This is a genomic window from Corallococcus sp. CA047B (assembly GCF_003612065.1).
In the GTDB taxonomy this organism is placed as follows: domain Bacteria; phylum Myxococcota; class Myxococcia; order Myxococcales; family Myxococcaceae; genus Corallococcus; species Corallococcus praedator.
Genome location: NZ_RAWD01000008.1, coordinates 58,206 through 82,839, shown reverse-complemented (window position 1 = coordinate 82,839; position 24,634 = coordinate 58,206). Strand labels below are relative to the sequence as shown.

Below are 24,634 nucleotides of genomic sequence, written 5' to 3'. Positions count from 1 at the left end.
TATGCGATCGTCGGCAGCGTCAGATGTGTATAAGAGACAGGCCCGGGGCGGTGGGCAGCAGGGGCAGCACCATCAGCAGGCGCTGGCGCGCGGCCTTCATCCAGGCGAACAGGCCATCCATCGCGCCGAAGTCGCCAATGCCGAAGTCGGTCCGGGAACGCAGGGAGAAGAGGGGAAGCAGGAGACCGGAGAGCCGGCCAGGAGTGGACATGCGGCGCAATCTGCCCCAGCCACGGGCCGGTGTGAACTGCTGTCACCCAGGTGTTCACACGTGCCTGCTTGTTCAGCGCGCGGAGGTTGTCTGTTGAAAGTTGCGGCCGCGAGAATCGCTCGGCGGTGGACGGACACCCACCAGAGGTGGAAAGGACCGCACCCCATGAGCCCGCTCCCCCTGACCTTCTACGCCCGCCCCGCGCTGGAGGTGGCGCGCGACCTGCTGGGGACGCTGCTGGTGGTGGATGGGGTGAAGGGCCGGCGCGTGGGTCGCATCGTGGAGGTGGAGGCCTACCTGGGGGAGCACGACCTGGCGTGCCACTCCTCCAAGGGGCTCACCCCGCGCACGGAGGTGATGTTCGGGCCGGCGGGGCGCGCGTACATGTACCTCATCTATGGAATGCACCATTGCTTCAACGTGGTGACGGACTCGGAAGGGGTGGGGGCGGCCGTGCTGGTGCGGGCGGTGGAGCCGGTGGAGGGCCTGTCCCCGGGCGAGCGCACGGACGGGCCGGGCCGGCTGTGCCGGGTGCTGGGGTTGAACCTGAACCACAACAAGCAGCGGCTGGATTCGGACGGGCTGCACCTGCTGCCGGGCACGCCGGTGCCGGACGCCGGGGTGGAGCGGGGGCCCCGGATTGGCGTGGAGTACGCCGGGGCGTGGGCCGCTGAACCCTTCCGGTTGTGGATCCGGGACAGTGGACACGTCAGTCGCTTCGTGTCCCGGGCGCCTCGCCGTCGGCCTTGACGCGGAACCCTCCGGCTGGTTGGGTGGGAAGCGTCATGTCCCACGACGCCCCCCAGGAAGATGACCGGCAGGAAGAAGACCGGCGGCTCCTGGCGCGGGCCCAGGACGGGGACGTTTCCGCCTTCGAGGCCCTGGTGGGCCTGCACCAGGACCGGGTGTACGGCCTGGCGCTGCGGATGACGCGCTCGGAGGCGGACGCGGCGGAAATCACCCAGGACACCTTCCTGTCCGCCTACCAGCACCTCAAGGACTTCCGGGGCGAGGCGGCCTTCGGGTCCTGGGTCCACCGCATCGCGGCGAACCACGCGCTCATGCGCCTGCGGCACCGCCGGGTGGCCCAGGCGGCGGAGGCGGAGCTCCAGACCCCTGAATTCACGGAGCGGGGCACCCTGGCGGACCAGCCCGTCACCGACTGGAGCCGGGACGCGGAGGAGAAGGCGCTGGACGCGGAGCTGGGGCAGGCCATCCAGCAGGCGACCGACCGGCTGCCCGAGGGGTATCGGGAAGTCTTCCTCTTGAAAGACGTGGACGGCCTCAGCTACGAACAGATCGCGGAAGTGACGGGGGACTCCATCCCCGCCATCAAGAGCCGCCTGCATCGGGCGCGGCTCGCGCTGCGAGAGGCCATCGACCTGTTCTACAACCGGGACAATCGCGGGGCGTGAAACCCCCAGGGCGCCTCGGCATCTTCGAACAGTAGCGAGGGGAGCCGCAGCCAGCCGAGGTTCGGATGTATACGTGCAAAGATTCCATCAACCTCCTGCTGGAATTCCTCGAGGGTGAGATGCCCGAGGAGGAGGCGCGGCACCTCCAGGAGCACCTGTCGGGCTGCAAGCCCTGTGAGGAGTTCATGAGCACCTACCGGGCGACTCCGGGGCTGTGCAAGCGCGCCATGGCGCTGCGCATGCCCAAGGAGGTCTCGTCGAAGCTGACCGAGTTCCTGCGCTCGAAGATCAAGTCCTGCTCGTGAACCTGAAATCCCTGTCGCTGCCGGAGCTGGAAGCGGCGCTCGCGCCGGCCCAGCCCTCTGCCACCGCGGTGCGCAAGGTGTTCGCGGGCGTCTTCGCCCATGCGCGGCCCACCGTGGACGCGGTCGCGCTGGCGCCCCAGGTGCCGCGCCGCGTAGGCGACCTGCTCCGGGCCCAGGCTGAAATGCCCTCCTTGAAGGTGGTGGAGCGGCGGCAGGCGGAGGACGGGTTCGTGAAGTACCTCTTCGAGTCGCCGCTGGGCGGCCGCATCGAAGCGGTGCGCATCCCCATCTTCGACGAGAAGTACGTCGTCTGCGTGTCCAGCCAGGTGGGCTGCGCGCTGGCGTGCGACTTCTGCATGACGGGCAAGCTGGGCTTCCAGCGCAACCTCCAGACCTGGGAGATCCTGGACCAGGTGATGCAGGTGCGCGCGGAGGCGGACCGGCGCGTGGGCGGCGTGGTGTTCATGGGGATGGGCGAGCCGCTGCTCAACTACAAGGAGACGCTGCGCGCGGCGCAGATCCTCTCGCACCCGGCCGGCTTCTCCATCTCCGGCACGGCCATCACCTTCTCCACCGCGGGGCACGTGCCGGCCATCCGGCGCTACACGCGCGAGGGGCACCCGTTCCGGCTGGCGTTCAGCGTGACGAGCGCCATCCCGGAGAAGCGCGCGAAGGTGCTCCCCATCGAGAAGACGCACCCGCTGCCGGAGCTCATCGAGGCCATCCGCGAGTACAGCGAGGCGCGGCGGGAGCGGGCGATGATCGCCTACGTGGCCATCCAGGGCTTCAACCTGGGACGTGAGGACGCGGAGGCGCTGAAGGTCGCGTTCGAGGGCATCCCCATCAAGGTGGACCTCATCGACGTGACGGACCCCACGGGCAAGTACCTGCCGCCCGAATAGCGCCGCGCGGATGATGTGGATCGAGCACGTCGACAAGCTGATTGGAGCGCTGGGGCCCTTCGGGTTCCTGGTGCTCGGCGTGGCGGCGATGCTGGAGTACGTGGTGCCGCCGTTTCCCGGGGACACCATCGTGCTCATGGGCGGCATCTACGCCGTGCGCGGTGAGAAGCCCTGGTGGCTGGTGCTGGTGGTGGTGACGGCGGGCAGCGTGCTGGGCGCCTTCATCAACTACGCGGTGGGCCAGTGGCTGGCGAAGCGCTTCGAGGCCCAGCCAGGGCGCTCGTTCTTCGGGCTCACGCACGCGCGGCTGGAATCGGTGCAGGCGCGGATGCGGCGCGCGGGCCCGTGGCTGCTCTTGGTGAACCGGTTCCTGCCCGGCATCCGGGGCGTCATCTTCATCGCGGCGGGGGCGGCGCGGATGCCCCGCTTCAACGCGCTGGTTTTGGGTACGGTGTCCGCGCTCGCGCACAGCGGGCTCATCATCGCGCTGGGCATGGCGGTGGGCGGCAACCTGGAGCGGCTGACGGTGCTCGTGTCGCGCTACCAGTACGCGGTCATCGGGCTGCTCGTGGTGGCGGGGCTGGGGTTCGGCGTGCGGGCGCTGGCGCGCCGGCGTGCGTCGCCCGTGGAGCAGTCGCCGTCCTCGCGGGACCCCTTCCTTCCGTGAAAGTGGACGGGGCTGGCCGGGCAGGGCGGTGCGCACGTTGCGCGGGCCCGGGGTGGCGCGGTTGAGTCGGGGGCATGTTCCGTGCCCGTGCTCCCTGGTGGCTCCTGGTGTTGCTGCTCCTCGGTGGGTGTCGCTGTGGCGACGACTCTGGCCTGGGCGGGGCGAACGCCAGCTTCCGGCCGCAGGAGACGGTGGTGGACTTCGGCCGGGTGCTGGAGGGCACGCAGGTGCGCCGCTCGCTGACGCTGGTGGCCACGGGCCGCTCGGGCGTGGAGGTGGCGGCGGTGACCGAGAGCCCCTTCTTCGTGGTCGTGTCCCAGATTGTCGTGCCGGGCAGCGGCACGGGCACGGTGGACATCCTGTTCTCCGCGGGCAGCACGCCGGTGGCGGGCGCGCTGGTGCTCACCGCGGGTCGCACCACGGCCACCGTGAAGCTCACCGGCGTGGGCGTGCGTCCCCTGGCGTGCCTGCCCCAGGGGGAGTGCCGCGAGTCGCGCTTCGACCTGGACTCCGGCCAGTGCATCGAGTCCCCGCTGGCCGACGGCGCCTCGTGCATCCCCGGCAGCCGCTGCCAGGAGAACGGCCGCTGCCAGGCGGGCGTCTGCGTGGGGCAGCCGCGCACGTGCAACGACGACAACCCGTGCACCGTCGACAGTTGCTCGCCGACGCAGGGCTGCGTGACGGCGAGCGTCCAGTGCCCCGTGCCGCGCGACCCGTGCAAGGTGGGCGTGTGCGACCGCAACGAGGGCTGCAAGCAGGTGGACGCCGCCAACTTCACCCCCTGCGGCGCGGTGAGCTGCAAGGAGGCCCAGGTCTGCTTCAGTGGTACGTGCCGCTCCGTGACGCCGCCGGACGGCTTCGTCTGCGCGCCCGCCACGCCATGTCAGGGCGAGGGCACGTGCAGCGCGGGTGAGTGCATGCGTCCGGACGCGGGGGACCTGGTCGCGCTCTTCAGCGCGGAGCTGGGCGGCGAGCCTGTCGCGGAGGACGGCGGACCGGTGCTGCTGGTGGACGACGGGACGGTCTACGCCTCGGTGTGCGGAGGAGACGCGGGCTGCCGGCTGGCCGCGTACACGGAGAACGGACTGCTGCGCTTCGAATCACCGTACGAGGACGGGGGCGCGCGGACGTTGCTCGCGGCCTCGGACGCGGGCGTGGTGGTGCTCGCACCGGAAGCCCTGGAGGCGTATGCCCCCCGAGGCACGGGGGCGTTGCGCTGGCGCACGTCGCTGGGGTTCTCCGACGCGAGCCCGGATGGAGGCGTGTCGGAGGGCGTGCCCGGCACGGGCGCGGGCCGCGTGGCGCTCACGGTGGAGGGGGACGTGCTCACCTCCGTGACGTGGAGCGGGGACGCACCGGACGCGGGCACGGTAGGGGAGCCCCTGCGCTCCAGGCTGGTGCTGCTGAGCGCGGATGGAGGCGCGCCGCTGGCGCTGGGGCCCGAGGAGGATGGCGGCGGCGCGGCGAGGCTCGCCGTGGACGACACGCGCGGCGCGTACCTCTACACGCCCTGGGATGGACGGTTGGCGTTCGCGTCCTGGGAGACAGCCTCCGTGGACGCGGGCTCCGGGCTGGATGGCGGCCCTGGCCTCACGTCCTTCGGCCCCAGCGCGCTCGCGGACGGAGGCCTCTCGGCGCTGGTGCTCGAACCGCTCGATGCCGGGGTGTCGGGAGGCGCACCGTCCCTGGCCCTGGCTTCCGGACAACTGCTCGTGGGCGCCAGGGCCTTCGTGGACACGGATGGCGGCGTGCCCGTCGCGCTGGACTGGGATGGTGGCCTCCGCACGCTGTCGCCCCTCGCCGAGCCCGTGCTGGTGACGCCTGGAGGCTCCGTGGGCCATGCCTTCGCGCGCGCGTGTGAGCGCACGGATGGCACCTCGTGTCCCGGCGAGGAGCTTCGCACCGTGATGCGCTCCTTCAGCTTCGATGACGGCCACGCGCTCTACGACGTGGACGTGCTGCCCTCGCCCGTGCTCCCGGGCACCCTGTACGAAGCCGCGCTGATGGAGTTCGGCACCGTGAGCGTGTTGGCGGACGCGGAGCTGCCCGGTGGTCAGCGGCAGGCGTGGCTGGAGTGGATCAGCTCCGGCCGCAAGGTCGGCATGTGCGCGCTGCCGGGCCGCGGGCAGGTGGCGGGCGCGGTGTTCGCGGGCGAGGTGGTGCACGTGGCGCTTGAGCGCGACGGCGTCTGGCGCCTGGAGTCCTACGCCGTGGGCCAGCGCGCGGAGACCCGGGGCTGGCCCCAGCGCCACGCCGGCCCGTCCGGGACACGGCGGACGGTGCCGTGAGCGCGGCGGTCAGCCGCCCGCGCTCGGATCCACCCAGAGGTCCTCGAAGCGCACCTGCGGCGGCGTCTGGTGCAGCCGCAGGTTCTGAACCGACGCCACCGCGGCCGCGTGCGTGCGGTCGTGGTACAGGGGGATGAGCGGGCAGTCCTCGCGCGCCAGCATCTCCGCGCGCCGGTAGAGCTGTGAGCGCAGCTCCGGATCAATGGACACGCGCGCCTCGGCGGTGAGCCGGTCCAGCTCCGGGTTGCGGTAGCCCAGCGGGTACACCGTCTGCGCATTGGAGTTGAGCAGGAAGTGCAGGAACACGTCGGGGTCCGGGAAGTCCGCCAGCCACAGCGTGCGGAACGCCGGGACCTTTCCTTCACGCAGGCGCGGCAGGTACTCCTCCGGGCTCATCTGCACGTGCCGCAGCTCCAGCAGCCCCGCCTGGATCAACGGACGGAAGAGCACCGCGTCCTCGGCGGATGTGTCGCGGCCCGCGGGGTGGTGCAGCGTGAGCTGCAACCGGCGCACCCCCGCCTCGCGCAGCAGTCGTTCCGCCAGCGCCAGGTCCGTCGTGGGCGCGGGGCCCAGCTCCGCGCCATCCAGCAGCTCCGGTGGCGTGAACGTGCGGGCCACCCGGGCTCCCGGATGGAACTGCTCCACCAACCCCGGGATGTCCATGCCCGCGCGCAGGGCCCGGCGCACGCGCACGTCGTTGTAGGGCGCCTCCTGCAGGTTGAGGCCCACGAACGCGGTGGAGGGCGTGGTGCTGGCCACCAACTGGTGCAGCTCCAGACCCTTGGCCTCCGTGTGCTTGGTGGGCAGGAAGGACACGAGGTCCAACCGTCCGTCCAGCATCTGGCGCACCGCCTCCTGACGCGACTCCATCAGGAGGAACTCCAGCCGGTCGAGCAGCGGAATCCCGCCGCGCCAGTAGGTCGGATTGCGCTCCAGCACCACGCGGTCCGGCTCCAGGCCCACGACGCGGAACGGGCCCGTGCCCACCAGCTTCCCGGAGGCGTCCACCTTCGCGACCGCGGTGGCCGTGAGCGCCATCAACTGGAGGAAGAACGCCTTGGGCTCGCGCAGCCGGATTTCGAGCGTGCCCTCGTCCAGCACCTCGATGCCCGTCACCTCGCGCGCAAGGCCGCTGGAGTACTCCGGCGCGCCCTCCACGTCCTCCAGCAGGCTGCGGTCCGGCGAGCGCACCGCCGGGTCCATCAACCGCTCCAGGTGGTGCTTCACGTCCAGCGCGGTGAGCATCGCCCCGTCGTGGAAGGTGATGCCCCGGCGCAGGTAGAAGCGGTAGCGGCGCGCGGACGGGTCCGCGTCCCAGCGCTCGGCCAGGTCGGGCACCAGCACGCCGTCCTCCAGCCGCACCAGGCCGGAGAACACGCACGCGGACAGCTCCGCCATCTGGTTCTCCACGCTGAACAGCGGGTCCACCGCCTGCCGGTTGCGCAGGGACGCCGCCTGATGCAGCCCCACCCGCAGCGTGCCGCCCGGCCGCGCCTGTGGAAGCTGGAAGCGGAACACCTCCGCCTCCAGGCTCGCCGTCTCGTGGCTCAGCTGATCCACCGTGCGATCCAACCCGTCGCCAATGCGGATGACCCGGCGCGCGTCCTCGCGCACCTGCGCCACCTCCTCGCGGATGGACGCATCGCCCCGGGTGAGCACCAGGTGGGCCTGCCGCAGCTCCTCGATGGCCGCGCTCAGGCGCATCACGGCCTCGGACAGGTCGCGCCCGGTGCGCGCCTGGGCCTCCGCCTTCTGCGCGGCGCCCTGGCCCACGCGCCCCATCTCCTGCATCTGGCGCACGAGGTCGCGCGCGTTGCCGGACTGCTCGATGGCCATGCGCGTGATGTCTTCCACGCGGCGGGCCACGCGCTGGCTCGCCTCCACGACGGTGGCGCCCTGCGCCTCCAGCCGCTGCGTCTCCGCGACGGTGGCCTCCACGGCGGCGAAGGTGCGCTGGGTGATGGTGCGGATTTCGCCCAGGGCCTTGGCCGCGCGGTCGCCCAGGGCCACGCCCGCGGTGGCCTGCTCGCGGCCCTCCTGCACCAGCGCCACGGCGGTCTCCACCGCGTCGCGGATGCCGGTGACCATGGTGCCAATCTCGCGCGTGGAGCGCGTGGTGCGCTCGGCGAGGCTGCGGATCTCATTGGCGACGACGCCGAAGGGCCGGCCGTGTTCGCCCGCCTGCGCGGCGATGATGGCCGCGTTGAGGGCCAGCAGGTTCGTCTGGTCGGCGATCTCCTGGATGACGTCCACGATGCGGCCAATCTCCATCGACCGCGTGCCGAGCATCTCCATCAGCTCGGCCGCCTTGCGCACCGTCTCCTCCACCCGGTACATGCCCTGCACGCTGTCGCCCACCAGCGCTTCGCCACGCTGGGCGGTGGCCGTCACCGCGAGCGCCATGCTGTTGGTGTCGGTGGCGCGCCGTCGCACGGCGTCGATGCCGCCCTCCACCAGCCCGACGAACTCCGTCGCCTCGCTGGCGAAGCGGCCCAGCTCGTCACCCGCCGCGGCGATGTGGCCCAGCCGCTCCGTCATGTCCTGGATGAGGCCGCTGGTGCGCTGGCTGAAGTCGTTGACGGTGGTGAGGCCGTCCACCACCTGGTGCAGCCGCTCGGTCATCTCCAGGAGCGCGCCCGTCGTCTCGTGGGCGAAGGTCTCGATGTGCTGCACGCGCTTGACGGCCGTCTGGAGGCTGGTGCCGTTGCCGGCCACGGCGGTGAGCGTGCGCTCCACCGCGCCGCCCTGCCGCCGCGCGGCCTCCAGCAGCACGCGGGCCTGGTCGCTCACGCCGTTGCCGGTGCGGTGCAGGTTGCTCGTCACGCGCTGCACCTGGGACATGGCGCGGCGCAGGGAGAGGATGAGGCGGCGCAGGTCCTCCTGGCCCTCGAAGCCCTGGTGGATGGGCGTGGTGAGGTCGCCCTCGGCGAGCCGGGCCATCAGCCCCCGGCGCTCGCGCCTTCGCACCGAAGCCCAGCGGAACCACGCGAGGTAGCTGCCCGACAGCCACAGGAAGGGCACGCCGAAGAACAGCACCGCCCACCCGGCCAGGTCATCGGGCGAGCCCGTCACCCAGCGCAGCATCAGGCCCAGCAGCAGCGCGGAGACCAGGGCCGCCGCCAGCCCGAACGAGAAGAGGTATCGTTTGGCGCCCATGGAGGGGGTGCACGCTAACCCGCCTTCTCGCGCCGGTCCTCAATTCGACGCATGCTCGCCCCCGCATGAAGGCCCTCCTCGCCGTCGCCATGCTGGTGCTCCAGGTAAACCCCGCCAGCACGGGCCGCGCGAGCGGGGAATCCACCCGTTTTGTCTTCGCGTGGCGCGGCGTGCCGGTGGGGACCGTGTCGCTGTCGCTGGAGGCGGGGCGCTTCACGTACACCAGCCGGCACCTGCACGTGCGCGAGGGCCGCGCGGGCGAGCGGGTCCGCGAGGTGACGCTGGACGTGGAGGCCACGGGGCGCGTCGCGGGAGCGGACGCGGTGCCGCAAGCGCTGTGGCTGTGGCACGGGCCGCCGCCCGAGGGCTGCGTGAAGGGCCGCGAGGAATTGTCCGGCCAGGAAGGGCCCCACTGCGTCACGTCGCGAAGCCCCACGAGCGCCGAGGGCACGATGCTGGGCGCCCGCTTTCGCGCGAGCTACGACGCCCGGGGAAGGCTGCAGGCGCTGGACGTGGGGGAGTCCCGCTTCACGGTGGCGGCGCCGGGAGAACGGCTCCGGACCCCGCCAGAGCTCTTCGCGGATGGCGTGCCGGTGGAGGGCGGCGTGGACGGGGCGTTGAAGCTCGTGCCGAGCAAGCAGGCACGGCCCACGGCGCCCGTCCCGGACCGTCTGCCGGAGATGACGGACTGGACGCCAGACGCGGCGCGGGCGCTCTCCCGGAAGGTGCACGCGGCCTTCCCGGACAAGGGGCCCACGGCGGCGGACTGGCGGTCAGGAGGGGAGGGCGAGGCCGGAGGGTGTCTGGCGCACGCGCTGCGCTTCGCCTCCCTGGCGCGCGCGAGCGGCCAGCGGGTGGGGCTGGTGCACGGCCTGCTCGTGGTGGACGGCGGCCCCGCGCGGCCGCATGCCTGGGTGCGCGTGGCGGTGCGAGGAGGCGGCACGCTGGACCTGGATCCGACGTCGTTGGATCCGGTGCGCGCGGACACGCACCTGCCGCTGGCGCTGGTTGCTCCGGAGGGCCCTGGCCTCGAAGCCGGGGAGCGCTGGCTGGCGCTCCTTCGCGGCGACTGGCGCGTGGTGCGCGCTACTCGAAGGGAATGATGGACAGCTTCGCGCCGGCCTTCACTTCGAGGATCTCCTTGGCGCGGGCTGGCAGGGAGATGGTGGTGTTGTCCAGCCGGGCGTGGCAGCGCACGGAGCGGAAGCGGTTGCGGCCGGACTCGCGCTCGGCGGCGACGAGCACGTCATCCCCCTCCAGGTCGAAGTCCTCGTCCGTCAGCTTCAGCGTGCGGTAGCGGCGCACCAGGGAGATGTCGGCCGTGTCCGCCTCGAAGTGCGGGCCGCCGTCGAACGGGTCGATGCGCTCCACGTACCGGAAGCCCACCCGCTCCAGCATCCGCTGCACGCCGCGCGTGGCCGGGCCCACTTCGCCGAGCACCTTCTGCACGCGGTCCGGGAACAGCGACGCGTAGATGTCCGACGAGGGGAACAGCTCCTTGATGAACTCCTTGTTCTGGCGGCTCAGCCGGTCGGCCTCCAGATAGGTGAGGCCGGTGAACTTCTTCCCGCACGCCTCCCACAGGAGGCTGCGCCCGTCCGGGAGCAGCGGCGGCAGCAGCTCCGCCAGCACGCGCGGGCGGAACAGCCGCCGGTGCATGGAGATGAAGAGGAAGCGCACGAAGGACAACTGCTTGCCGGGCTTGTCCGGCGTCGCGCGGTAGGGCGGGTCCACCACCAGGCCGCCAATCTCCGTGGGGCCCTCGTAGTTGTATGCGATGGACAGCACCTTGTGCCGCAGGTGGCGCTCCAGCGAGGCGGAGTAGTGCTCCCGCTCGCTCACCTCGTAATAGATGTGCGGCGCGTCGTAGGTGCCGTGCTGGGCGATGATCATCGACGTGCCGATGATGAGGTTGTTGCGCACGTCCTCCAGCACGAAGAGGTACTCGCGCTCGAACGGGTCCTTCACCCGGCCGGCGAAGCTCTTCACCGACTTGTCGATGATGGCCTCGAGCGTCTCTTCGTTGTTCGGCAGGTTGACCGTGTTCAGCACCGCGGCAAGCCGCTTCAGGCCGGGCAAGTCGGTTTTCTGGACGTCTCGCAGCACGAGCATGGGGCACGCAGGGGGCACCCCGGGAAGGGAGCGCCGGAAGGGTCCGCGACCATACACCACGCCCCCGGGCCGTCAGCCTCCTGCATGCTCCCCTGTCAATGACGCGTTGCGTTCAGGACACCGCTCTCCCGTCCGCTCGGTGGGTACGGGCGGGCCGCTCCAGACGTGAAACATGTCTCAAACGGCCCAGGGCTCGGCTGCCCGCATGCCCTATTGTCAGGCATGTTGGAATGAACTTGAGAGGGAATGAAGTGGGGGAATGACTTGAGGTAGTGTTTGTCGAAACTTTGCTGTCAAAGTTTTTGGCTCCCCTGGCTGGTCCCCCCAACCTCCCTCAAGGATTCATCATTGAAAGCACTGCACCTCTGGCTTGCGATGTGTTTGCTCCCGAGCCTCGCTGCGGCGGATATCGTCTGGCGGGGGGATTTCGAGACGGGCGACCGTTCGCAATTCAGTACGACCCAGATGGTGAATGCGGACCGGCTCCAGCTGGTGACGAGCCCGGTGGCGGAGGGCAAGTACGCGCTGAAGGCGACGGTGAAGCAGGGCGATGATCCCATCAACTCCAGCGGCAACCGCAACGAGCTGGTGTACCTGAGCCGGGAGAAGGTGGGTTCGGAGTACTGGTATCGCTGGAAGGTGATGTTCGCGAACGACTTCCCCAGCGTGGACGCGTGGCAGCTCTTCACGCAGTGGCACCACGACGGCTGCTGCGGGTCGCCGCCGGTGGAGTTCTTCGTCAAGGGCGAGCTCATCCGGCTGACGGTGAACGACAGCGGGACGGTGTGGAGCACGCCGCTCAAGCGCGGGGTGTGGCACGAGTTCATCTTCCACGCGAAGTGGTCCCCGGACCCGGCGGTGGGCTTCGTGGAGCTGTGGCACAACGGCGTGCAGGTGCTGACCAAGAAGAAGGCCGTGACGATGTACGCCGGCCAGAGCAGCTACCTGAAGCTGGGCCTGTACCGGGACGACAGCATCAAGCCGGTGGGCGTCGTCTACCACGACGGTTTCATCCAGGCGACGAGCCGCGCGGACGTGTTCCCGGTGGTGCAGCCGGAGCCCGAGCCGGATCCGGTCGTGGATGCGGGCACGCCGGTGGATCCGGTCGTGGATGCGGGCTCTCCGGTGGAGCCGGACCCGGTGGTGGACGCGGGCACGCCGGTGGAGCCGGACCCGGTGGTGGACGCGGGCACGTCGGCGGGAGGCACGGTGGACGCGGGCCCGAGCACGGGTGGCGCGCAGCCGGACACCGCGGTGAAGCCGTCGCCGCTGGATGAAGAGGGTGACGAACTCTACCGGGGCGGATGTTCGGCGAGCGGTGGGTCGCTGGCGGCGTTCTCGTTGCTGGGCCTGCTGGGGCTGATGGGTTCGCGTCGTCGCCGTCGGAGCTGAGACGCATGGGAAGTGCCTCCCGCTCCGGCACGCCGGGGCGGGAGGTGATTCACGGGATGGGTTGAAGGGGTCCGCGCTTCCATGCGAGGAGGCGCGGTGTGAGGACTCCTCCCCGACCGATGTCGCTGCTGTGCTGCCTCCTGCTGACCGCGTGCGCGGGTGCGGAGGTCCGAGCGCCCTCAAGCTATGAGCAGACCGTGGACTCCGCGACGAGCGGCTGTCTGCGCCATCCTTCGTGTGCATCCCAGGTAGGCCGCGACGCTGTCCTGCCATGACTGTCGCGGACGGCGGCAAGGGCGGGCCAGGCGGCTGCGATGCTGCGCCTGTGGGAGGCCGCGGAGGTGGCCCATGTGGAGCGGGTGCTGCTGGAGTGCGCGAAGGAGGCGAACTCCCAGGTGAATGAACGGCACCTGGGGCAGGGGGGACGGACCTCTCCCGAGCTGTGCAAGAAGCCGGTGGACCCGAAGGTGCCGGGGGTGACGTGGGGGATGAAGCTGGGGGAGGAGAAGCACGCGGCGGCGCTGGAGTGTGTGCAGCGGGTGCTGGGGGCCACGGACGCGGGACGCTTCAGCCTGGAGCCGCGCTATCTGAAGGATGCGAAGACGGGACGGACGCGGTGGTTGGATCCGAGGGATGTGGCCCAGTGGCTGGCGGACGGGCAATTCCACCTGCTGGTGGGGAGCATCGTCCCGGACGTGGTGCTGCACGCGCTCGGGAACCCGCTCAAGGTCCAGGCAGTCTATGACTTCAAGTTCCCGTGTCCCGTGACGAACCAGCCTCAATGGGACATCTACCCACTGGGCCACGCCTTCGCCGAGCGTACTCAAGGATCCATCTACCAGGAGATCCTGGGCAGTGCTCAGGTTCCCCGAATGGTGTCTCCCAACTTCGGAGTCAGATGATGACCGCGCGAGTGCCAAGGGTTCGTGAAGCGATTGATATCGAGGGCGAGTCCGTGGCCCTCGTGCGCGAGGGGGTGAGCATCATGTTCTACATGCCGCTCCCCCATGAGGGGATTGCTCCTTTCGTATGGCAAGCGCTGGAGCGCTACCGCCATGCGCTCGGCACACGACGGCTGGGCTGGTACGTGAGTTATTCTGGAGATTGGCCAGAGCTGGATGCGAAAGGAGAAGCGTTCATCAAGTCCCGATTGTTGGGCTCTTCCGCCCTCGTGGAACTGGCCGAACGGCCCGACTCCGTCACGGGCGTGTCCTTCCGGTACCACGGCCGCGGCAGTGAATTGCCCAACTTCCTCAAGGACTATCCCCAGAGCACCTGCGCTGTGGAGTTCTGGTTGCCCATCGAGTTCCTGGATGACCCGGGTCCAGAGTGGGTGCGTGCCCTGGCCCTCGAGTTGGGGCGCGAATTGCCCTGGGCGTCGGGGCACGCAGGGCTGGCGCTCGAAGTCGGCGCCTGGATTCAAACACTCAACCCGAGACTGCTCGAAACGTGCCTTCGCCATCCTGGCTTCGACCTGCCGAGGATTGAAGACCTGTCACTGTTCCTGGGCAAACGGGTGCGGCCCCCCTCGTGGCTCACCTTCCTGGGCCCACCCGTGCTGGAGGCACTGGGCGGAGCGGAAGGACTTCGCGCGCGGTTGCACTCCCCCGCGACGCAAGTCCAATCGCTCTCACCCGAGCGCGCGGTGGTGTCCCTAGGAGCCGTGCCCGAAGCCGGCGATCTGGAAACCGGAGATACACTTCCGCACTACCGCGAGCTGGCCCGTGTGCTGGAGCCCTGGCTGTATGCGCACCCGCGCCAATGGGACTGGTTCACGCAAGAAGAAGTCCGCCGCTGGGAGCGCCGCTTCCTCTGACGCTCACCCCGCCAGCGCCGGGTAGTCCACGTAGCCCTCGGGCCCCGGCGTGTAGAAGGTCGCGGGGTTCGGCGTCGCGAGCGTGGCGCCCTGCTGGAGCCGCTGCACGAGGTCCGGGTTGGAGATGAAGGGCCGGGCGAAGGCGATGAGGTCGGCCTGCCCCGCATCGAGCGCGGCCTGGGCACGCTCGCGGTCCATGCCGCCGTTGAGGATGACCGGCCCTTCGTAGGTGGCGCGCAGGGCCTTCAGCGTCGTTCCGAAGCCCGCGTGCGGATTCGCGACGACATGCACGTAGAGCAGTCCGCGCAGTCCGCGCGCGAGCGTCGTGTACTGCGCCTCCACCTCGTCGTACGCCGGCAGGTCGTTGAAGGTGTTGTACGGAGACAGGCGGATGCCCACGCGCTCGGCACCGATGGCCTCCGCCGTCGCCTGTGCGACCTCCACGACGAAGCGGGCGCGGTTCTCGACGCTACCGCCGTACGCATCATTGCGCCGGTTGGAGTGCGGGTGCAGGAACTGCTCGAGCAGGTAGCCGTTGGCTCCGTGCAACTCGATGCCATCGAATCCCGCCGCGACGGCGTTGCGAGCCGCCTGGACGAACTCCTCGCGGGCCTGGGTGAGGTCGGCGGCGCTCATCGCTTCCGGCACGGGCATGGGCTGGAGGCCCTCCTGGTCGGTCCACATCTTGGCGTCCGCGGCCACGGCGCTCGGTCCCACCACGCGGGCCCCGGCCGGCAGGTTGTGGGCGTGCGCGATGCGGCCCACGTGCATGAACTGCATGAAGATGCGTCCCCCCGCCGCGTGGACGCTGTCGGTGAGGGGACGCCAGGCCTGCGTCTGTTCGGCGGAGAAGATGCCGGGGATGCGCGCGTAGCCGAGCCCGTTCGGAGATGGCGCGACGCCTTCGGTGATGATGAGACCCGCGGAGGCGCGCTGCGTGTAGTACGCGCGCATCAACTCGTTGGGCAGGCCGCCAATCGCGCGGCTGCGGGTCATGGGCGCCATGACGACGCGGTTGGGGAGGGCGAGCGTACCCAGACGATAGGGGGAGAAGAGGTCCATGGACGGGCTCCTGTGGCCGGTAGGTGTCCCCAATCTGCGGGTCCGCGAGGGTTTGGACAATGCGGGAAGACACAGACAGACTGTCCGCCCATGCGGACAATGCCCCAGGCGGACCCCGGCGCCGTCCTCGCCTTCGTCGCGGTGGTGGACCACAAGAGCTTCCGGGGAGCCGCGCGGGCGCTCGGCATTCCCAAGTCGACCTTGAGTCAGCGCGTGGCGCTCCTGGAAGAGCACCTGGGCGCCCGGCTGCTGTCGCGCACCACGCGGTCGGTGACGCTGACGGACATTGGTGCGAGCTACCACCGCGAGGTCGCACCCGCGATGGCCGCGCTGAACGCCGCGGAGGCCCTGGTCGGTGAGCTGCAAGCGCATCCCACCGGCCGCCTGCGCATGACCACCCCCCTGGAGCTGGGGCAGGCCGCGCTCGGGGACGTCCTCTCCGTCTACGCCACGCGCTTCCCCGAGGTGAAGGTGGAGGTGGACCTGACGGATCGCCAGGTGAACCTGGTGGACGAGGGCTACGACCTGGCCGTGCGCGTGGGGCCGCTCACGGATTCGCGGTTGATGGCCCGCCGGCTGGGTTCGCCCCAGTACCTGGGCGTCTACGCGAGCGCGGCCTACCTGCGACGGGCGGGGACGCCGACGCGGCCGCGCGACCTCGCGGACCATCGCTGTCTGGTGATGACGGGCTCGCGGACGCCCACGACGTGGAGCTTCAGCTCCGGGCGGAAGACGGAGCTGGTGACCCTGGAGCCGTACATGGCGGTCAACAGCTTCGAGGTGCTGAGCGAACTCGCCGTGGCCGGCGTCGGCATCGCGAGGCTCCCGACGATGCACGCGTCGCGGTCGGCCGCGCGCAGGGAGCTGAAGGAACTGCTGCGTCCGTTCGTCGCGGCCCGTCAGGCCTTCGTGCTGTATCCGAGCGCGCGCAATGCCTCTCCCGCGATGCGCGCGATGATCGACGTGCTGGTGGAACGGTTCGAGCTGGCCCCCTGGCACGTCTCCGGGTGAGCACGCGGCCCTGGCCTCCGGCGCGGACCTTCCGCCACTTCTCCTGGCCCCGGGACACCCGGGCCTTGTGGCAACATCGCCACCGCCATGTCGCCGACACCTCGCAAGGTCTCGCTCGTCCTGAGCTACCAGTACCCCGGCAAGTACGCCTTCACCGTGCTCGCGGGCGCCGTGGAGTCGGACCCCGCGCTCGCGGACGTGTCCCTGCACTTCCCGCGCAGCCGCGAAACGCTGCTGGACACCGTGCGGGAGCGCGCGGACGCGGGCGACACCGTGGTCGCCGCGTGGTCCTTCTACTCCGCCAGCTTCGGCCCCTCCGTGGAGGAGCTGAAGTGGGTGCGTGAGCGGCTGGAGGGCCGCGACGTGCTCTGCATCGCGGGCGGCGTGCACGCCACCGCGGAGACCCTCCAGACGCTCCAGGCGGGCTTCGACCTCGTCGCCGTGGGCGAAGGGGAATACACCCTGCGCGCGCTGCTCGCCCGCGTGCTCAAGGGCGAGGACCCGCGCGACACGCACGGCGTCGCGCACCTCGTGGACGGCAAGCTCGTGCAGCACGGCCACGGCGAGGGCGTGCGACTGGACGACTTCCCTCCGTTCGCCGCGCGGCACGTGAAGTTCGGCGCCATCGAAATCACGCGCGGCTGCATCTACGCCTGCCGCTTCTGCCAGACGCCCTTCATGAGCAAGGCGCGCTTCCGGCACCGCACCGTGCCCAACATCGCCCACTGGGCGCGCGAGCTGCGGCGCTCCGGACGGCGCGACCTGCGCTTCATCACCCCCACGTCCATGTCCTATGGCACGCCCGACGAGACGATGAACCTGTCCGCCGTGGAGGCGCTGCTCGCCGCCGTCACCGAGGCCATGGCCCCGGACGGGCGCATCTACTACGGCACCTTCCCCTCGGAGGTGCGCCCCGAACACGTCACGCCCGACGCCCTGGCGCTGCTCAAGCGCTACGTGGCCAACGACAACCTCATCATCGGCGGGCAGTCCGGCTCCGAGCGCATCCTCCAGGCCACCCGGCGCGGCCACGACGTGGAGACCGTGGTGCGCGCGACGCGCCTCGCGGTGGAGGGTGGCTTCGTGCCCAACGTGGACTTCATCCTGGGCCTGCCGGGCGAAGAACCCTCCGACGTGGACGCCACGCTGGACCTGATGCGGAAGCTGTCCGAAATGGGCGCGCGCGTGCACGGTCACACCTTCATGCCGCTGCCCGGCACGCCCTATCGCGACGCGCCGCCCGGTCGCATGGACGCGCGCACCCAGCAGCGCCTGGACCAGCTCGCGTCCCAGGGGCGGCTGTACGGCCACTGGAAACAGCAGGGCGCGCTCGCGGAAGCCATCGTCGCCCGCAGACAGCCGCGCGCCCGGTAGCCGCAACCGTTAGGATGGCGCACGATGGCTGAACAGACGCCGCCCTACTGGCTCCTCATCTCCGTGCTCTTCAGCTCCCAGCCCCTCACGCCCGCGCTGGCGATGACGCTGCACGAAGCCGCCTATGAGCTGTACTCGCGCGGCGAGGGCTCCCGCGAGGTCGCGGGCGATCTGCTCTCCGGCCGGGTCACCAACCTGCGCAAGGAGATGGCCCTGGGCGGCATCGCCGGGCCGGCCTTCGAGGCGGAGATCGAGACCGAGCGCGGCTCCGGCACCGTGCGCTTCATGCTCACGCGTCAGGGCCTGGAGATGATGAAGGACCAGACGCCCGCCACGCCCGCGCGCCCCAAGTACCTCAACTGAGGGGAGGGGAGCCCGGCTGCCCGGCCGCTCCCAGCGCGAGGGGACCGTCACCACCTTTGGAATTCAAGGGAGGAGCGACGGCATGGACCCCAAGGACTATCTGAACAAGAGCGCCGGCATCCCGCTGGATCCAAGCAAGCAGAAGGACCCCGACGAGGACGGCGACAAGGTGCCCGCGGAGGGACGCGCGGAGGAACTCAACGACGTCACCGGGCAGAACGGCGGTCAGCGCAGCGACGTGGACCAGCCGTGGAAGGACACGCGGAACCGGCATGACGGCATCCGCGACCAGTACAGCGACGACAGCGACAAGCAGAAGCCCTGAGAAGCCCCGGGAGCGGTCCCGGGGCCGCCTGGGACTACTCCTTCTCCAGGTCGATCTTCATGCCGCCCATGTGGAGGATGGACTGGGACATGGTCACCGCCGACATGGTGGCCAGGTCCTCCAGCGCCTGCTGCTCCTCGCTCTTGGGCTGGCCCGCCCCGCCGGACGTGTTCGACGCCGGCTGCTGGATGCCGGGCATGTTCTGGGAGGGCGTGGCGCCCGACGCGGTGTAGGTGCCCACCAGCGAGCCGTGCGACGTGGCGCCCATCTGGGCCAGCGCCGACGACACCACGGAGCCGCCCGAGAACTGGGCGCCCGCCTTCGGGGCCTGTGAGGACACGCCCTGCATCAGCGAGCCGAAGCGGCTGCCCGACACCGGCGTGGAGGTGTTCGTCGTGGCCGGCTGCACCCGAGGACCGGAGAGGGACGTGATGCGGTTCATGGCGGCTCCCGTCAAAGGCCCCGGTCGGTGGCGCTCCTTTGAGGGGCGCGCCTGTGGGGCTTCAAGTTCTCCCGATTATCGCCCCAGCCCCCGGGAAGTTGCTTCTTCCAGGTTCAAACCCGCCCCGGAAGCAGCCCAGGGAACGGCGAAGGCCGCGGATCCACGGGGGAATTTCCTCCCGGGGACACGCGGCCTCCTCACTTCAGGAACGGGATTCCGTCCGCCCGGCCTAGAACTGGTGGGCCTCGGTGGACTCGTGCAGGGCCAGGGTGCTGGCGCTGCCGCCGGAAATCACCTCGGCGACCTGGTCGAAGTAGCCGGTGCCCACCTCGCGCTGGTGGCGCGTGGCGGTGTAGCCGTCCTTCTCCGCGCCGAACTCCTGCTGCTGCATCTCGCTGTAGGCCGCCATGCCGCGGTCCTTGTACTTCCGCGCCAGCTCGTACATCGAGAAGTTCAGCGCGTGGAAGCCGGCCAGCGTGACGAACTGGAACTTGTAGCCCATGGCGCCCAGCTCGCGCTGGAACTTCGCGATGGTCGCGTCGTCCAGGTTCTTCTTCCAGTTGAAGGAAGGCGAGCAGTTGTACGCGAGCATCTTGTTGGGGAACTTCTTGCGGATGCCCTCGGAGAAGGCCTTCGCCTGCGCGAGGTCCGGGGTGCTGGTCTCGCACCACACCAGGTCCGCGTACGGCGCGTACGCCAGGCCGCGCGCGATGGCGCACTCCAGGCCGCCCTTGATGCGGTAGAAACCTTCCGCCGTGCGGCCGGCCGCCTTGTCGATGAAGGCGTGGTCGTACTCGTCCGCGTCGCTCATCAGCAGCTTGGCGCTGTCCGCGTCCGTGCGGGCCACCAGCAGCGTGGACACGCCCATCACGTCCGACGCGAGGCGCGCCGCCGTCAGCGTGCGCACGAAGTGGCTGGTGGGCACCAGCACCTTGCCGCCCATGTGGCCGCACTTCTTCTCGCTGGCCAGCTGGTCCTCGAAGTGCACGCCCGCGGCGCCCGCTTCAATCATGCCCTTCATCAGCTCGTAGGCGTTGAGCGGACCGCCGAAGCCGGCCTCCGCGTCCGCGATGATGGGCGCGAACCAGTAGCGGTCATTGCGGCCCTCCGCGTGGTCGATCTGATCCGCGCGGCGCAGGGCGTTGTTGATCTTCTTCACCACGGTGGGGACGCTGTCCACCGGGTAGAGGCTCTGGTCCGGGTACATCTGCCCGGCGGAGTTCGCGTCCGCGGCGACCTGCCAGCCGGACAGGTAGATGGCCTTCAGACCCGCGCGCACCATCTGCACGGCCTGGTTGCCGGTGAGGGCACCCAGCGCGTTGATGTACTCGTCCGTGTGCAGCAGCTCCCACAGGCGACGGGCGCCCATCTCCGCCAGGGTGTGGCTGACGCGGATGGAGCCGCGCAGCTTCTCCACGTCCTTCTCGGTGTAGGTGCGCGTGATTCCCTCGAAGCGCTTGGCGTGGAGCTTCGCGTGAGGGGAGGCATCGGAAGTGGTCGGCGTCGCGTCGTACATGCCAGGACTCCTCAAGGGTGCTGCGGTGAAGGGGTGTGAAAAGGCTTCAGGAAAAGTGAGACATCAGGACTTCGCATCCAGGGCCGCGTAGGCCGGCAGGGTGAGGAAGTCCTCGAAGGCGGGCGCGGTGGACAGCTGCTCGAAGAGGGCGCGGGACTTCTCCACGTGGGCCTGGCCGTAGCGCTCCGCCACGCCCTCGCGGTTCAGCTGGGCCATCTCCTCCGTGAGGAGCTTGCGGAACAACTCCAGGGTGACCTTCTGGCCGTCGTCCAGCGTGGCGCCGTGGTGGATCCACTGCCACACCTGGGCCCGGGAGATTTCGGCCGTGGCCGCGTCCTCCATCAGGTTGTAGAGGGGCACGCAGCCCAGGCCGCCCAGCCACGCGGCGGTGTACTGGATGCCCACGCGGATGTTGTGGCGCAGGCCCTCCTCCGTGCGGGTGCCGGAGGGCACCTGGAGCAGGTCCGCCTCGGTGACGCGCACGTCCTCGCGCTTGTTGGCCACCTGGTTCGGGCCCTTCATCTGCGCGTCGAAGATCTCCTTCGCCACCGGGACGAGGCCGGGGTGCGCGACCCAGGTGCCGTCGTGGCCGTTCTTCGCCTCGCGCTGCTTGTCGGTGCGCACCTTGGCCATCACCGCGTCGTTGGCGGCGGCGTCACCCTTGATGGGGATGAAGGCGGCCATGCCCCCCATCGCGTGCGCGCCCCGGCGGTGGCAGGTCTGGATGAGCAGCTGCGAGTAGGCGTTGAGGAAGCCCTTGTCCATGGTCACCTGCCCCCGGTCGGGCAGCACCACGGACGCGTCCGACTGGAGCGTCTTGATGAAGCTGAAGATGTAGTCCCAGCGGCCGCAGTTGAGGCCGGCCGAGTGCTCGCGCAGCTCGTAGAGGATTTCGTCCATCTCGAACGCGGCCGGCAGCGTCTCGATGAGGACGGTGGCCTTGATGGTGCCGCGCGGGATGTCCAGCTCGCTCTGGGCCAGGTGGAACACGTCGTTCCACAGCCGGGCCTCCAGGTGGCTCTGCATCTTGGGCAGGTAGAAGTACGGGCCGGTGCCGCGCTTCAACTGCTCCCGGGCGTTGTGGAAGAAGAACAGGCCGAAGTCGAAGAGCGACCCGGAGATGGGCTTGCCGTCGATGCGCACGTGGCGCTCCGGCAGGTGCCAGCCGCGCGGGCGCACGAAGAGGACGGCGTGCTTGTCGTTCAGCGCGTACTGCTTGCCGTTCTCCGCCGTGAAGGAGATGGACTTGCGCACGGCATCGCGCAGGTTCACCTGGCCGCGCACCACGTTGTCCCAGGTGGGGCTGTTGGCGTCCTCGAAGTCCGCCATGAAGACGCTGGCGCCGGAGTTGAGCGCGTTGATGATCATCTTGCGGTCCACCGGACCGGTGATCTCCACGCGCCGGTCCTGGAGGTCCGCCGGCACCGGGGACACCGTCCAGTCGCCCTTGCGGATGTCCGCCGTCTCCGGAAGGAAGTGCGGGCGCTCGCCCTTGCGCCAGCCCTCCGCCACCTTCTTGCGCCGCTCCAGCAGCGCCTCGCGCCGCTCACCGAAGGTGCGCACCAGCTTCGCCACGAAGGCCATGGCCTCCTGCGTCAGCACTGCCGCGTAATCCGGGTGCCAGCCCCCCTCGATGCTCACGCCGGGACCAAAAGTCGGCGGGGTCTGGGAGGTGTTGGCGTCCATGACGGCTCCTGACGAGATGCGTTGTAAAGGCGGTCTGATGGGCTGAAAGATGCCCCTGCCGTCTGTGGAAGGGAAGTCTTGGTGAATTAGAAGCTGCTTGCCTGTAAGGCTGTCAACACCCAGCGGATTAAACTTGTAAATCCACTGACGCACCGGGACGCAAGCCCCCGGAATCCCAGGTCCTGGGGGCGGCAATCACCGGGTGTGGCCTCCGTAGGTAGGGATGAGGCCCCCATGTCGCCAAGCGGGGGCGCGACGGAGAGGTCAGGTCATGGACGTCACGACACGCTGTGGAGCCTGTTCGACGGAGCTGTCCCGGGATGCGGCGGGTTGCCCGCACTGCCGCCCGGGCGCGTCGCCGCTGCACCGGGGAGAGGGGCGCTCGGTGCTGGGGGTGTGCTCGCTGCTGGCCCGGGGGATGGGGGTGTCCGTCACCTGGGTGCGGCTGGCGTTCGTGGTGATGCTGTTCGCGTCGTCCGGGCTGGGCTTCCTGCTCTATCTGTTGGTCTGGGCCTTCACGCCGGCGCGGGCCGGGGCGAAGGCGCCGCTGCAGGGGCTCTTGGACTGGGTCTCCCGGGTGGCGAACACGCCCGTGGAGGACGACGCCCCCCGCTGGGAGCGCCGCGTCTGAGGCCCGTCTTCGTCCGCTGGCGCGCGGTCCGCTAGACGCGCCAGACGCCGGCCACGGTCTCCATCCGCTCGGCCACGCCGCGCAGGGTGTGCGTCATCCGCTGGGTGCCCTGCATGGCCTCAAGGGTGTCGTCCATCATCCGCGACAGGTCGGTGACGGCGGTGAAGATCTGCGCGATGCCGGCGTTCTGCTGGATGACGGCGGCGGCGATCTGCTGGGCCGCGGACGCGTTGTCCTGGATGATGTCCGTGAGCGCGCGCAGGCTCTGACCGCTGGCGCGCACCTGGGCCAGCCCCGCCTCGGAGCGGCGCTGGCCCTCCTCGGAGAGCGCCACGGTGGCGTGGATGCCGCCGCGGATGTCATCCAGGATGTCGCGCACCCGGCCGGTGGCCTGGATGGACTGGTCCGCGAGGCTGCGGATCTCCCGGGCCACCACGCTGAAGCCCTTGCCGTGCTCGCCGGAGCGCACCGCCTCGATGGCCGCGTTGAGCGCGAGCATGTTGGACTGGTCCGCCAGGTCCTTCACCGTCTGGGTGATGCCGCCAATCTGCTGCGTGCGCTCGTTGAGCGAGGAGATGCCCTCCGCGAGGCGCACCCCGTGGTCGCGCAGCTCCTCGAAGCCGTCCAGGCTGGCCCCGAGCGTCGTCTCTCCGGCGCTGCCCGCCTGACGCGCCCGCGCCACCAGTCCGAGCACCGCCTGGGAGCGTTCGGCCGCCACCTGGGAGGTCTGTTGGATCTCCTGCGCGGTGACCTGCGTCTCCTGGAGCGCGGCGGTCTGCTGGGTGAGGTTGCGCTCCTGCTGTTCGGTGGCGCGCGTCAGCTCCGCCACGGTCTGTCCCAGCACCCGGGTGCCCTGCTGGAGGCTGGCGGTGGATTCACGCAGGTGGTCCATCATCCGCGCGAAGGCGGAGGCAAGTTCGCCCACTTCGTCCTGGCGTCCGTGCAGCGCCACCTTCTGGGTGAGGTCCCCCTCGCGCACGACGCGGGACACGAGGCCACTCAGCGTGGTGATGGGACGCGTCACCCCGCGCGCCAGCGCCCAGGCGGCCAGGGCGGCCAGCAGCAGGAGCGCGGCCACCGCGAGGACGCTGAGCTTCAGGAAGTTCCTCAGGGGCTGGAAGGCCTCTTCCTCGTCCACCGTCGCGACGAAGCGCCAGTGGCGGCCGGCCCCGGTGCCGCGGGTGTCGTCAACGGCCTGGGCCCGCACCGTCCGGAGCGGCGCGGGGACGTTCCGGGCCCTGGAGCTGTAGAGCTGTCCGTCGTCCGGGCCCAGGACCTCCAGGGTGAAGCTGCGCTGGCCCCGTTCCCGGGAGCGCTGGAGCGCGCCCGCGACCACCTGCTCCAACTGGTTCCAGTCATACGCCGCCAGGAGCACGCCCACGCGCGCGCCGGAGATGGGGCTGAGCACGGGCAGCGCCAGCGGCATCACCGGGCGACCGAAGAAGGGGTCCGTCCGGGTGATGGCGCGGGTGAGGGCGGTGGGATCCAACCGGTCTTCCAGCGCGGCCTGGAACCATGGAGAGGCGAGCACGTCGCGCTCGTGGCCCTCGAAGGCCTCGCGCAGCTCGGGCCGGCTGACGGAGACCGCGCGGCCGTCCTCGGTGAACAGCACCAGCCCCGCGAAGCTCGCGTGCCGGCCGTTCAGGGTGGCGAGCACCGCGTCGCTCTTCGCGTAGGTGCCGAACAGGAGCGCGCCGCGCACGATGGCGTCCTCCGTCCACGCGCGGGCGTTCGCCTCCCGCTCGTGCAGCGAGGACTCCACGAGGTCGCGCAGCCCTTCGGCCTCCACCTGGAGGACGCCGTGGATCTGCAGCCCCACGGTCCGACGGATGACGTGGACGCCCGCCGCGACGACGGGTGTGAGCGCGGCGATGAGCAGCAGGCAGACCCACAGCGTGAGGCGACCCCTCAGTTTCAAGCCGGACAGCAGGCGCATGGGAGCATCCAGGGGAGCGGTGAG

Annotated in this window: 21 protein-coding genes and 1 pseudogene; 15 read left to right on the top strand and 7 right to left on the bottom strand. The window is 70.2% G+C overall.

The genetic code is table 11. From position 1 onward, the window contains the following. Window positions 1-376 precede the first annotated feature (376 nt). The 6 genes and pseudogenes from D7X74_RS03050 to D7X74_RS03025 all read left to right on the top strand — a co-directional run bounded on the left by D7X74_RS03050 (window position 377) and on the right by D7X74_RS03025 (window position 5,788). Entirely contained in the window at window positions 377-961 is a 585-nt protein-coding gene (locus D7X74_RS03050; protein ID WP_120531395.1) for a DNA-3-methyladenine glycosylase, read from the top strand. Between the two features lie 35 nt (window positions 962-996). Continuing rightward, complete coding sequence (locus tag D7X74_RS03045; protein WP_120531394.1) at window positions 997-1,626, top strand: RNA polymerase sigma factor; 630 nt, start codon at window positions 997-999, stop codon at window positions 1,624-1,626. 65 nt (window positions 1,627-1,691) lie between these two features. Next, on the top strand, window positions 1,692-1,931 hold the full coding sequence (locus D7X74_RS03040) for an anti-sigma factor (protein ID WP_120531393.1): 240 nt from the start codon (window positions 1,692-1,694) through the stop codon (window positions 1,929-1,931). Beyond that, a pseudogene (locus D7X74_RS03035) lies at window positions 1,928-2,827 on the top strand (radical SAM protein); the annotation flags it as partial. The gene D7X74_RS03040 and the pseudogene D7X74_RS03035, both read left to right, overlap by 4 nt. Before the next feature lie 19 nt (window positions 2,828-2,846). Next, window positions 2,847-3,500: a DedA family protein gene (locus D7X74_RS03030; RefSeq protein ID WP_120531400.1), complete on the top strand. Its 654-nt coding sequence runs from the start codon at window positions 2,847-2,849 to the stop codon at window positions 3,498-3,500. 74 nt (window positions 3,501-3,574) lie between these two features. Further along, a complete protein-coding gene (locus D7X74_RS03025) occupies window positions 3,575-5,788 on the top strand; it encodes a hypothetical protein (RefSeq protein ID WP_120531392.1) in 2,214 nt (737 codons plus the stop codon). Between the two features lie 9 nt (window positions 5,789-5,797). Here the strand turns inward: D7X74_RS03025 and D7X74_RS03020 are convergent, their stop codons facing one another. Then, the gene (locus tag D7X74_RS03020; protein ID WP_120531391.1) at window positions 5,798-8,944 is read right to left on the bottom strand and encodes an ABC transporter substrate-binding protein; all 3,147 of its coding nucleotides are present in this window, start codon (window positions 8,942-8,944) and stop codon (window positions 5,798-5,800) included. A 65-nt stretch (window positions 8,945-9,009) separates the two neighbouring features. Here D7X74_RS03020 and D7X74_RS03015 point away from each other — a divergent pair, with 65 nt between their 5' ends. Beyond that, window positions 9,010-10,047: a lasso peptide biosynthesis protein gene (locus D7X74_RS03015; protein WP_120531390.1), complete on the top strand. Its 1,038-nt coding sequence runs from the start codon at window positions 9,010-9,012 to the stop codon at window positions 10,045-10,047. Here D7X74_RS03015 and D7X74_RS03010 read toward each other — a convergent pair. Next, entirely contained in the window at window positions 10,031-11,056 is a 1,026-nt protein-coding gene (locus D7X74_RS03010) for an arginine N-succinyltransferase (protein ID WP_120531389.1), read from the bottom strand. The two genes, D7X74_RS03015 and D7X74_RS03010, sit on opposite strands and share 17 nt — an antisense overlap. Before the next feature lie 375 nt (window positions 11,057-11,431). On the opposite strand from D7X74_RS03010, the gene D7X74_RS03005 reads away from it, so the two are divergent. The 3 genes from D7X74_RS03005 (at window position 11,432) to D7X74_RS02995 (ending at window position 14,264) form a co-directional block, all read left to right on the top strand. Then, on the top strand, window positions 11,432-12,448 hold the full coding sequence (locus tag D7X74_RS03005) for a polysaccharide lyase (protein ID WP_120531388.1): 1,017 nt from the start codon (window positions 11,432-11,434) through the stop codon (window positions 12,446-12,448). A 314-nt stretch (window positions 12,449-12,762) separates the two neighbouring features. Beyond that, complete coding sequence (locus D7X74_RS03000) at window positions 12,763-13,350, top strand: hypothetical protein (protein ID WP_233601938.1); 588 nt, start codon at window positions 12,763-12,765, stop codon at window positions 13,348-13,350. Beyond that, entirely contained in the window at window positions 13,347-14,264 is a 918-nt protein-coding gene (locus D7X74_RS02995) for a type VI immunity family protein (RefSeq protein ID WP_233601937.1), read from the top strand. The genes D7X74_RS03000 and D7X74_RS02995 overlap by 4 nt, the downstream gene beginning before the upstream one ends. Before the next feature lie 3 nt (window positions 14,265-14,267). On the opposite strand, the gene D7X74_RS02990 is transcribed toward D7X74_RS02995, so the two are convergent. Beyond that, window positions 14,268-15,326, bottom strand: a complete 1,059-nt coding sequence (locus D7X74_RS02990; RefSeq protein ID WP_120531386.1) for an alkene reductase — start codon at window positions 15,324-15,326, stop codon at window positions 14,268-14,270. Window positions 15,327-15,416: 90 nt separating this feature from the next. Between D7X74_RS02990 and D7X74_RS02985 the strand changes: the two genes are divergently transcribed. The 4 genes from D7X74_RS02985 (at window position 15,417) to D7X74_RS02970 (ending at window position 18,399) form a co-directional block, all read left to right on the top strand. Continuing rightward, entirely contained in the window at window positions 15,417-16,337 is a 921-nt protein-coding gene (locus tag D7X74_RS02985) for a LysR family transcriptional regulator (RefSeq protein ID WP_120531385.1), read from the top strand. A gap of 87 nt (window positions 16,338-16,424) precedes the next feature. Then, the gene (locus D7X74_RS02980; RefSeq protein ID WP_120531384.1) at window positions 16,425-17,711 is read left to right on the top strand and encodes a TIGR04013 family B12-binding domain/radical SAM domain-containing protein; all 1,287 of its coding nucleotides are present in this window, start codon (window positions 16,425-16,427) and stop codon (window positions 17,709-17,711) included. A 24-nt stretch (window positions 17,712-17,735) separates the two neighbouring features. Further along, the gene (locus D7X74_RS02975) at window positions 17,736-18,074 is read left to right on the top strand and encodes a hypothetical protein (RefSeq protein ID WP_120531383.1); all 339 of its coding nucleotides are present in this window, start codon (window positions 17,736-17,738) and stop codon (window positions 18,072-18,074) included. A gap of 82 nt (window positions 18,075-18,156) precedes the next feature. Then, the gene (locus tag D7X74_RS02970) at window positions 18,157-18,399 is read left to right on the top strand and encodes a hypothetical protein (protein WP_120531382.1); all 243 of its coding nucleotides are present in this window, start codon (window positions 18,157-18,159) and stop codon (window positions 18,397-18,399) included. 34 nt (window positions 18,400-18,433) lie between these two features. On the opposite strand, the gene D7X74_RS02965 is transcribed toward D7X74_RS02970, so the two are convergent. The 3 genes from D7X74_RS02965 to aceB form a co-directional block, all read right to left on the bottom strand. Beyond that, complete coding sequence (locus tag D7X74_RS02965) at window positions 18,434-18,841, bottom strand: hypothetical protein (protein WP_120531381.1); 408 nt, start codon at window positions 18,839-18,841, stop codon at window positions 18,434-18,436. Between the two features lie 229 nt (window positions 18,842-19,070). Next, window positions 19,071-20,357, bottom strand: coding sequence for an isocitrate lyase (aceA, locus tag D7X74_RS02960; protein WP_120531380.1), 1,287 nt, complete (start codon window positions 20,355-20,357; stop codon window positions 19,071-19,073). 63 nt (window positions 20,358-20,420) lie between these two features. Beyond that, window positions 20,421-22,043 (bottom strand): malate synthase A, encoded by a 1,623-nt coding sequence (aceB, locus tag D7X74_RS02955; RefSeq protein ID WP_120531379.1) that lies wholly within the window; start codon window positions 22,041-22,043, stop codon window positions 20,421-20,423. Between the two features lie 271 nt (window positions 22,044-22,314). On the opposite strand from aceB, the gene D7X74_RS44945 reads away from it, so the two are divergent. Further along, on the top strand, window positions 22,315-22,674 hold the full coding sequence (locus D7X74_RS44945) for a PspC domain-containing protein (protein ID WP_120531378.1): 360 nt from the start codon (window positions 22,315-22,317) through the stop codon (window positions 22,672-22,674). Between the two features lie 31 nt (window positions 22,675-22,705). Here D7X74_RS44945 and D7X74_RS02945 read toward each other — a convergent pair whose 3' ends face one another. Then, window positions 22,706-24,610: a methyl-accepting chemotaxis protein gene (locus D7X74_RS02945; protein WP_120531377.1), complete on the bottom strand. Its 1,905-nt coding sequence runs from the start codon at window positions 24,608-24,610 to the stop codon at window positions 22,706-22,708. Between the last annotated feature and the right edge of the window lie 24 nt (window positions 24,611-24,634).

Coding starts and splice junctions, on each gene's coding strand:
- D7X74_RS03030 (WP_120531400.1), top strand. CDS start 2,847: ATGTGGATCGAGCACGTCGACAAGCTGATTGGAGCGCTGGGGCCCTTC.
- D7X74_RS03000 (WP_233601938.1), top strand. CDS start 12,763: ATGCTGCGCCTGTGGGAGGCCGCGGAGGTGGCCCATGTGGAGCGGGTG.
- D7X74_RS02970 (WP_120531382.1), top strand. CDS start 18,157: ATGGACCCCAAGGACTATCTGAACAAGAGCGCCGGCATCCCGCTGGAT.
- D7X74_RS02945 (WP_120531377.1), bottom strand. CDS start 24,610: ATGCGCCTGCTGTCCGGCTTGAAACTGAGGGGTCGCCTCACGCTGTGG.
- D7X74_RS03020 (WP_120531391.1), bottom strand. CDS start 8,944: ATGGGCGCCAAACGATACCTCTTCTCGTTCGGGCTGGCGGCGGCCCTG.
- D7X74_RS02990 (WP_120531386.1), bottom strand. CDS start 15,326: ATGGACCTCTTCTCCCCCTATCGTCTGGGTACGCTCGCCCTCCCCAAC.
- D7X74_RS02995 (WP_233601937.1), top strand. CDS start 13,347: ATGATGACCGCGCGAGTGCCAAGGGTTCGTGAAGCGATTGATATCGAG.
- D7X74_RS03050 (WP_120531395.1), top strand. CDS start 377: ATGAGCCCGCTCCCCCTGACCTTCTACGCCCGCCCCGCGCTGGAGGTG.
- D7X74_RS03010 (WP_120531389.1), bottom strand. CDS start 11,056: ATGCTCGTGCTGCGAGACGTCCAGAAAACCGACTTGCCCGGCCTGAAG.
- D7X74_RS44945 (WP_120531378.1), top strand. CDS start 22,315: ATGGACGTCACGACACGCTGTGGAGCCTGTTCGACGGAGCTGTCCCGG.
- D7X74_RS02975 (WP_120531383.1), top strand. CDS start 17,736: ATGGCTGAACAGACGCCGCCCTACTGGCTCCTCATCTCCGTGCTCTTC.
- D7X74_RS03005 (WP_120531388.1), top strand. CDS start 11,432: ATGTGTTTGCTCCCGAGCCTCGCTGCGGCGGATATCGTCTGGCGGGGG.
- D7X74_RS03040 (WP_120531393.1), top strand. CDS start 1,692: ATGTATACGTGCAAAGATTCCATCAACCTCCTGCTGGAATTCCTCGAG.
- aceA (WP_120531380.1), bottom strand. CDS start 20,357: ATGTACGACGCGACGCCGACCACTTCCGATGCCTCCCCTCACGCGAAG.
- D7X74_RS02965 (WP_120531381.1), bottom strand. CDS start 18,841: ATGAACCGCATCACGTCCCTCTCCGGTCCTCGGGTGCAGCCGGCCACG.
- D7X74_RS03045 (WP_120531394.1), top strand. CDS start 997: ATGTCCCACGACGCCCCCCAGGAAGATGACCGGCAGGAAGAAGACCGG.
- D7X74_RS03025 (WP_120531392.1), top strand. CDS start 3,575: ATGTTCCGTGCCCGTGCTCCCTGGTGGCTCCTGGTGTTGCTGCTCCTC.
- D7X74_RS02980 (WP_120531384.1), top strand. CDS start 16,425: ATGTCGCCGACACCTCGCAAGGTCTCGCTCGTCCTGAGCTACCAGTAC.
- D7X74_RS02985 (WP_120531385.1), top strand. CDS start 15,417: ATGCGGACAATGCCCCAGGCGGACCCCGGCGCCGTCCTCGCCTTCGTC.
- D7X74_RS03015 (WP_120531390.1), top strand. CDS start 9,010: ATGAAGGCCCTCCTCGCCGTCGCCATGCTGGTGCTCCAGGTAAACCCC.
- aceB (WP_120531379.1), bottom strand. CDS start 22,043: ATGGACGCCAACACCTCCCAGACCCCGCCGACTTTTGGTCCCGGCGTG.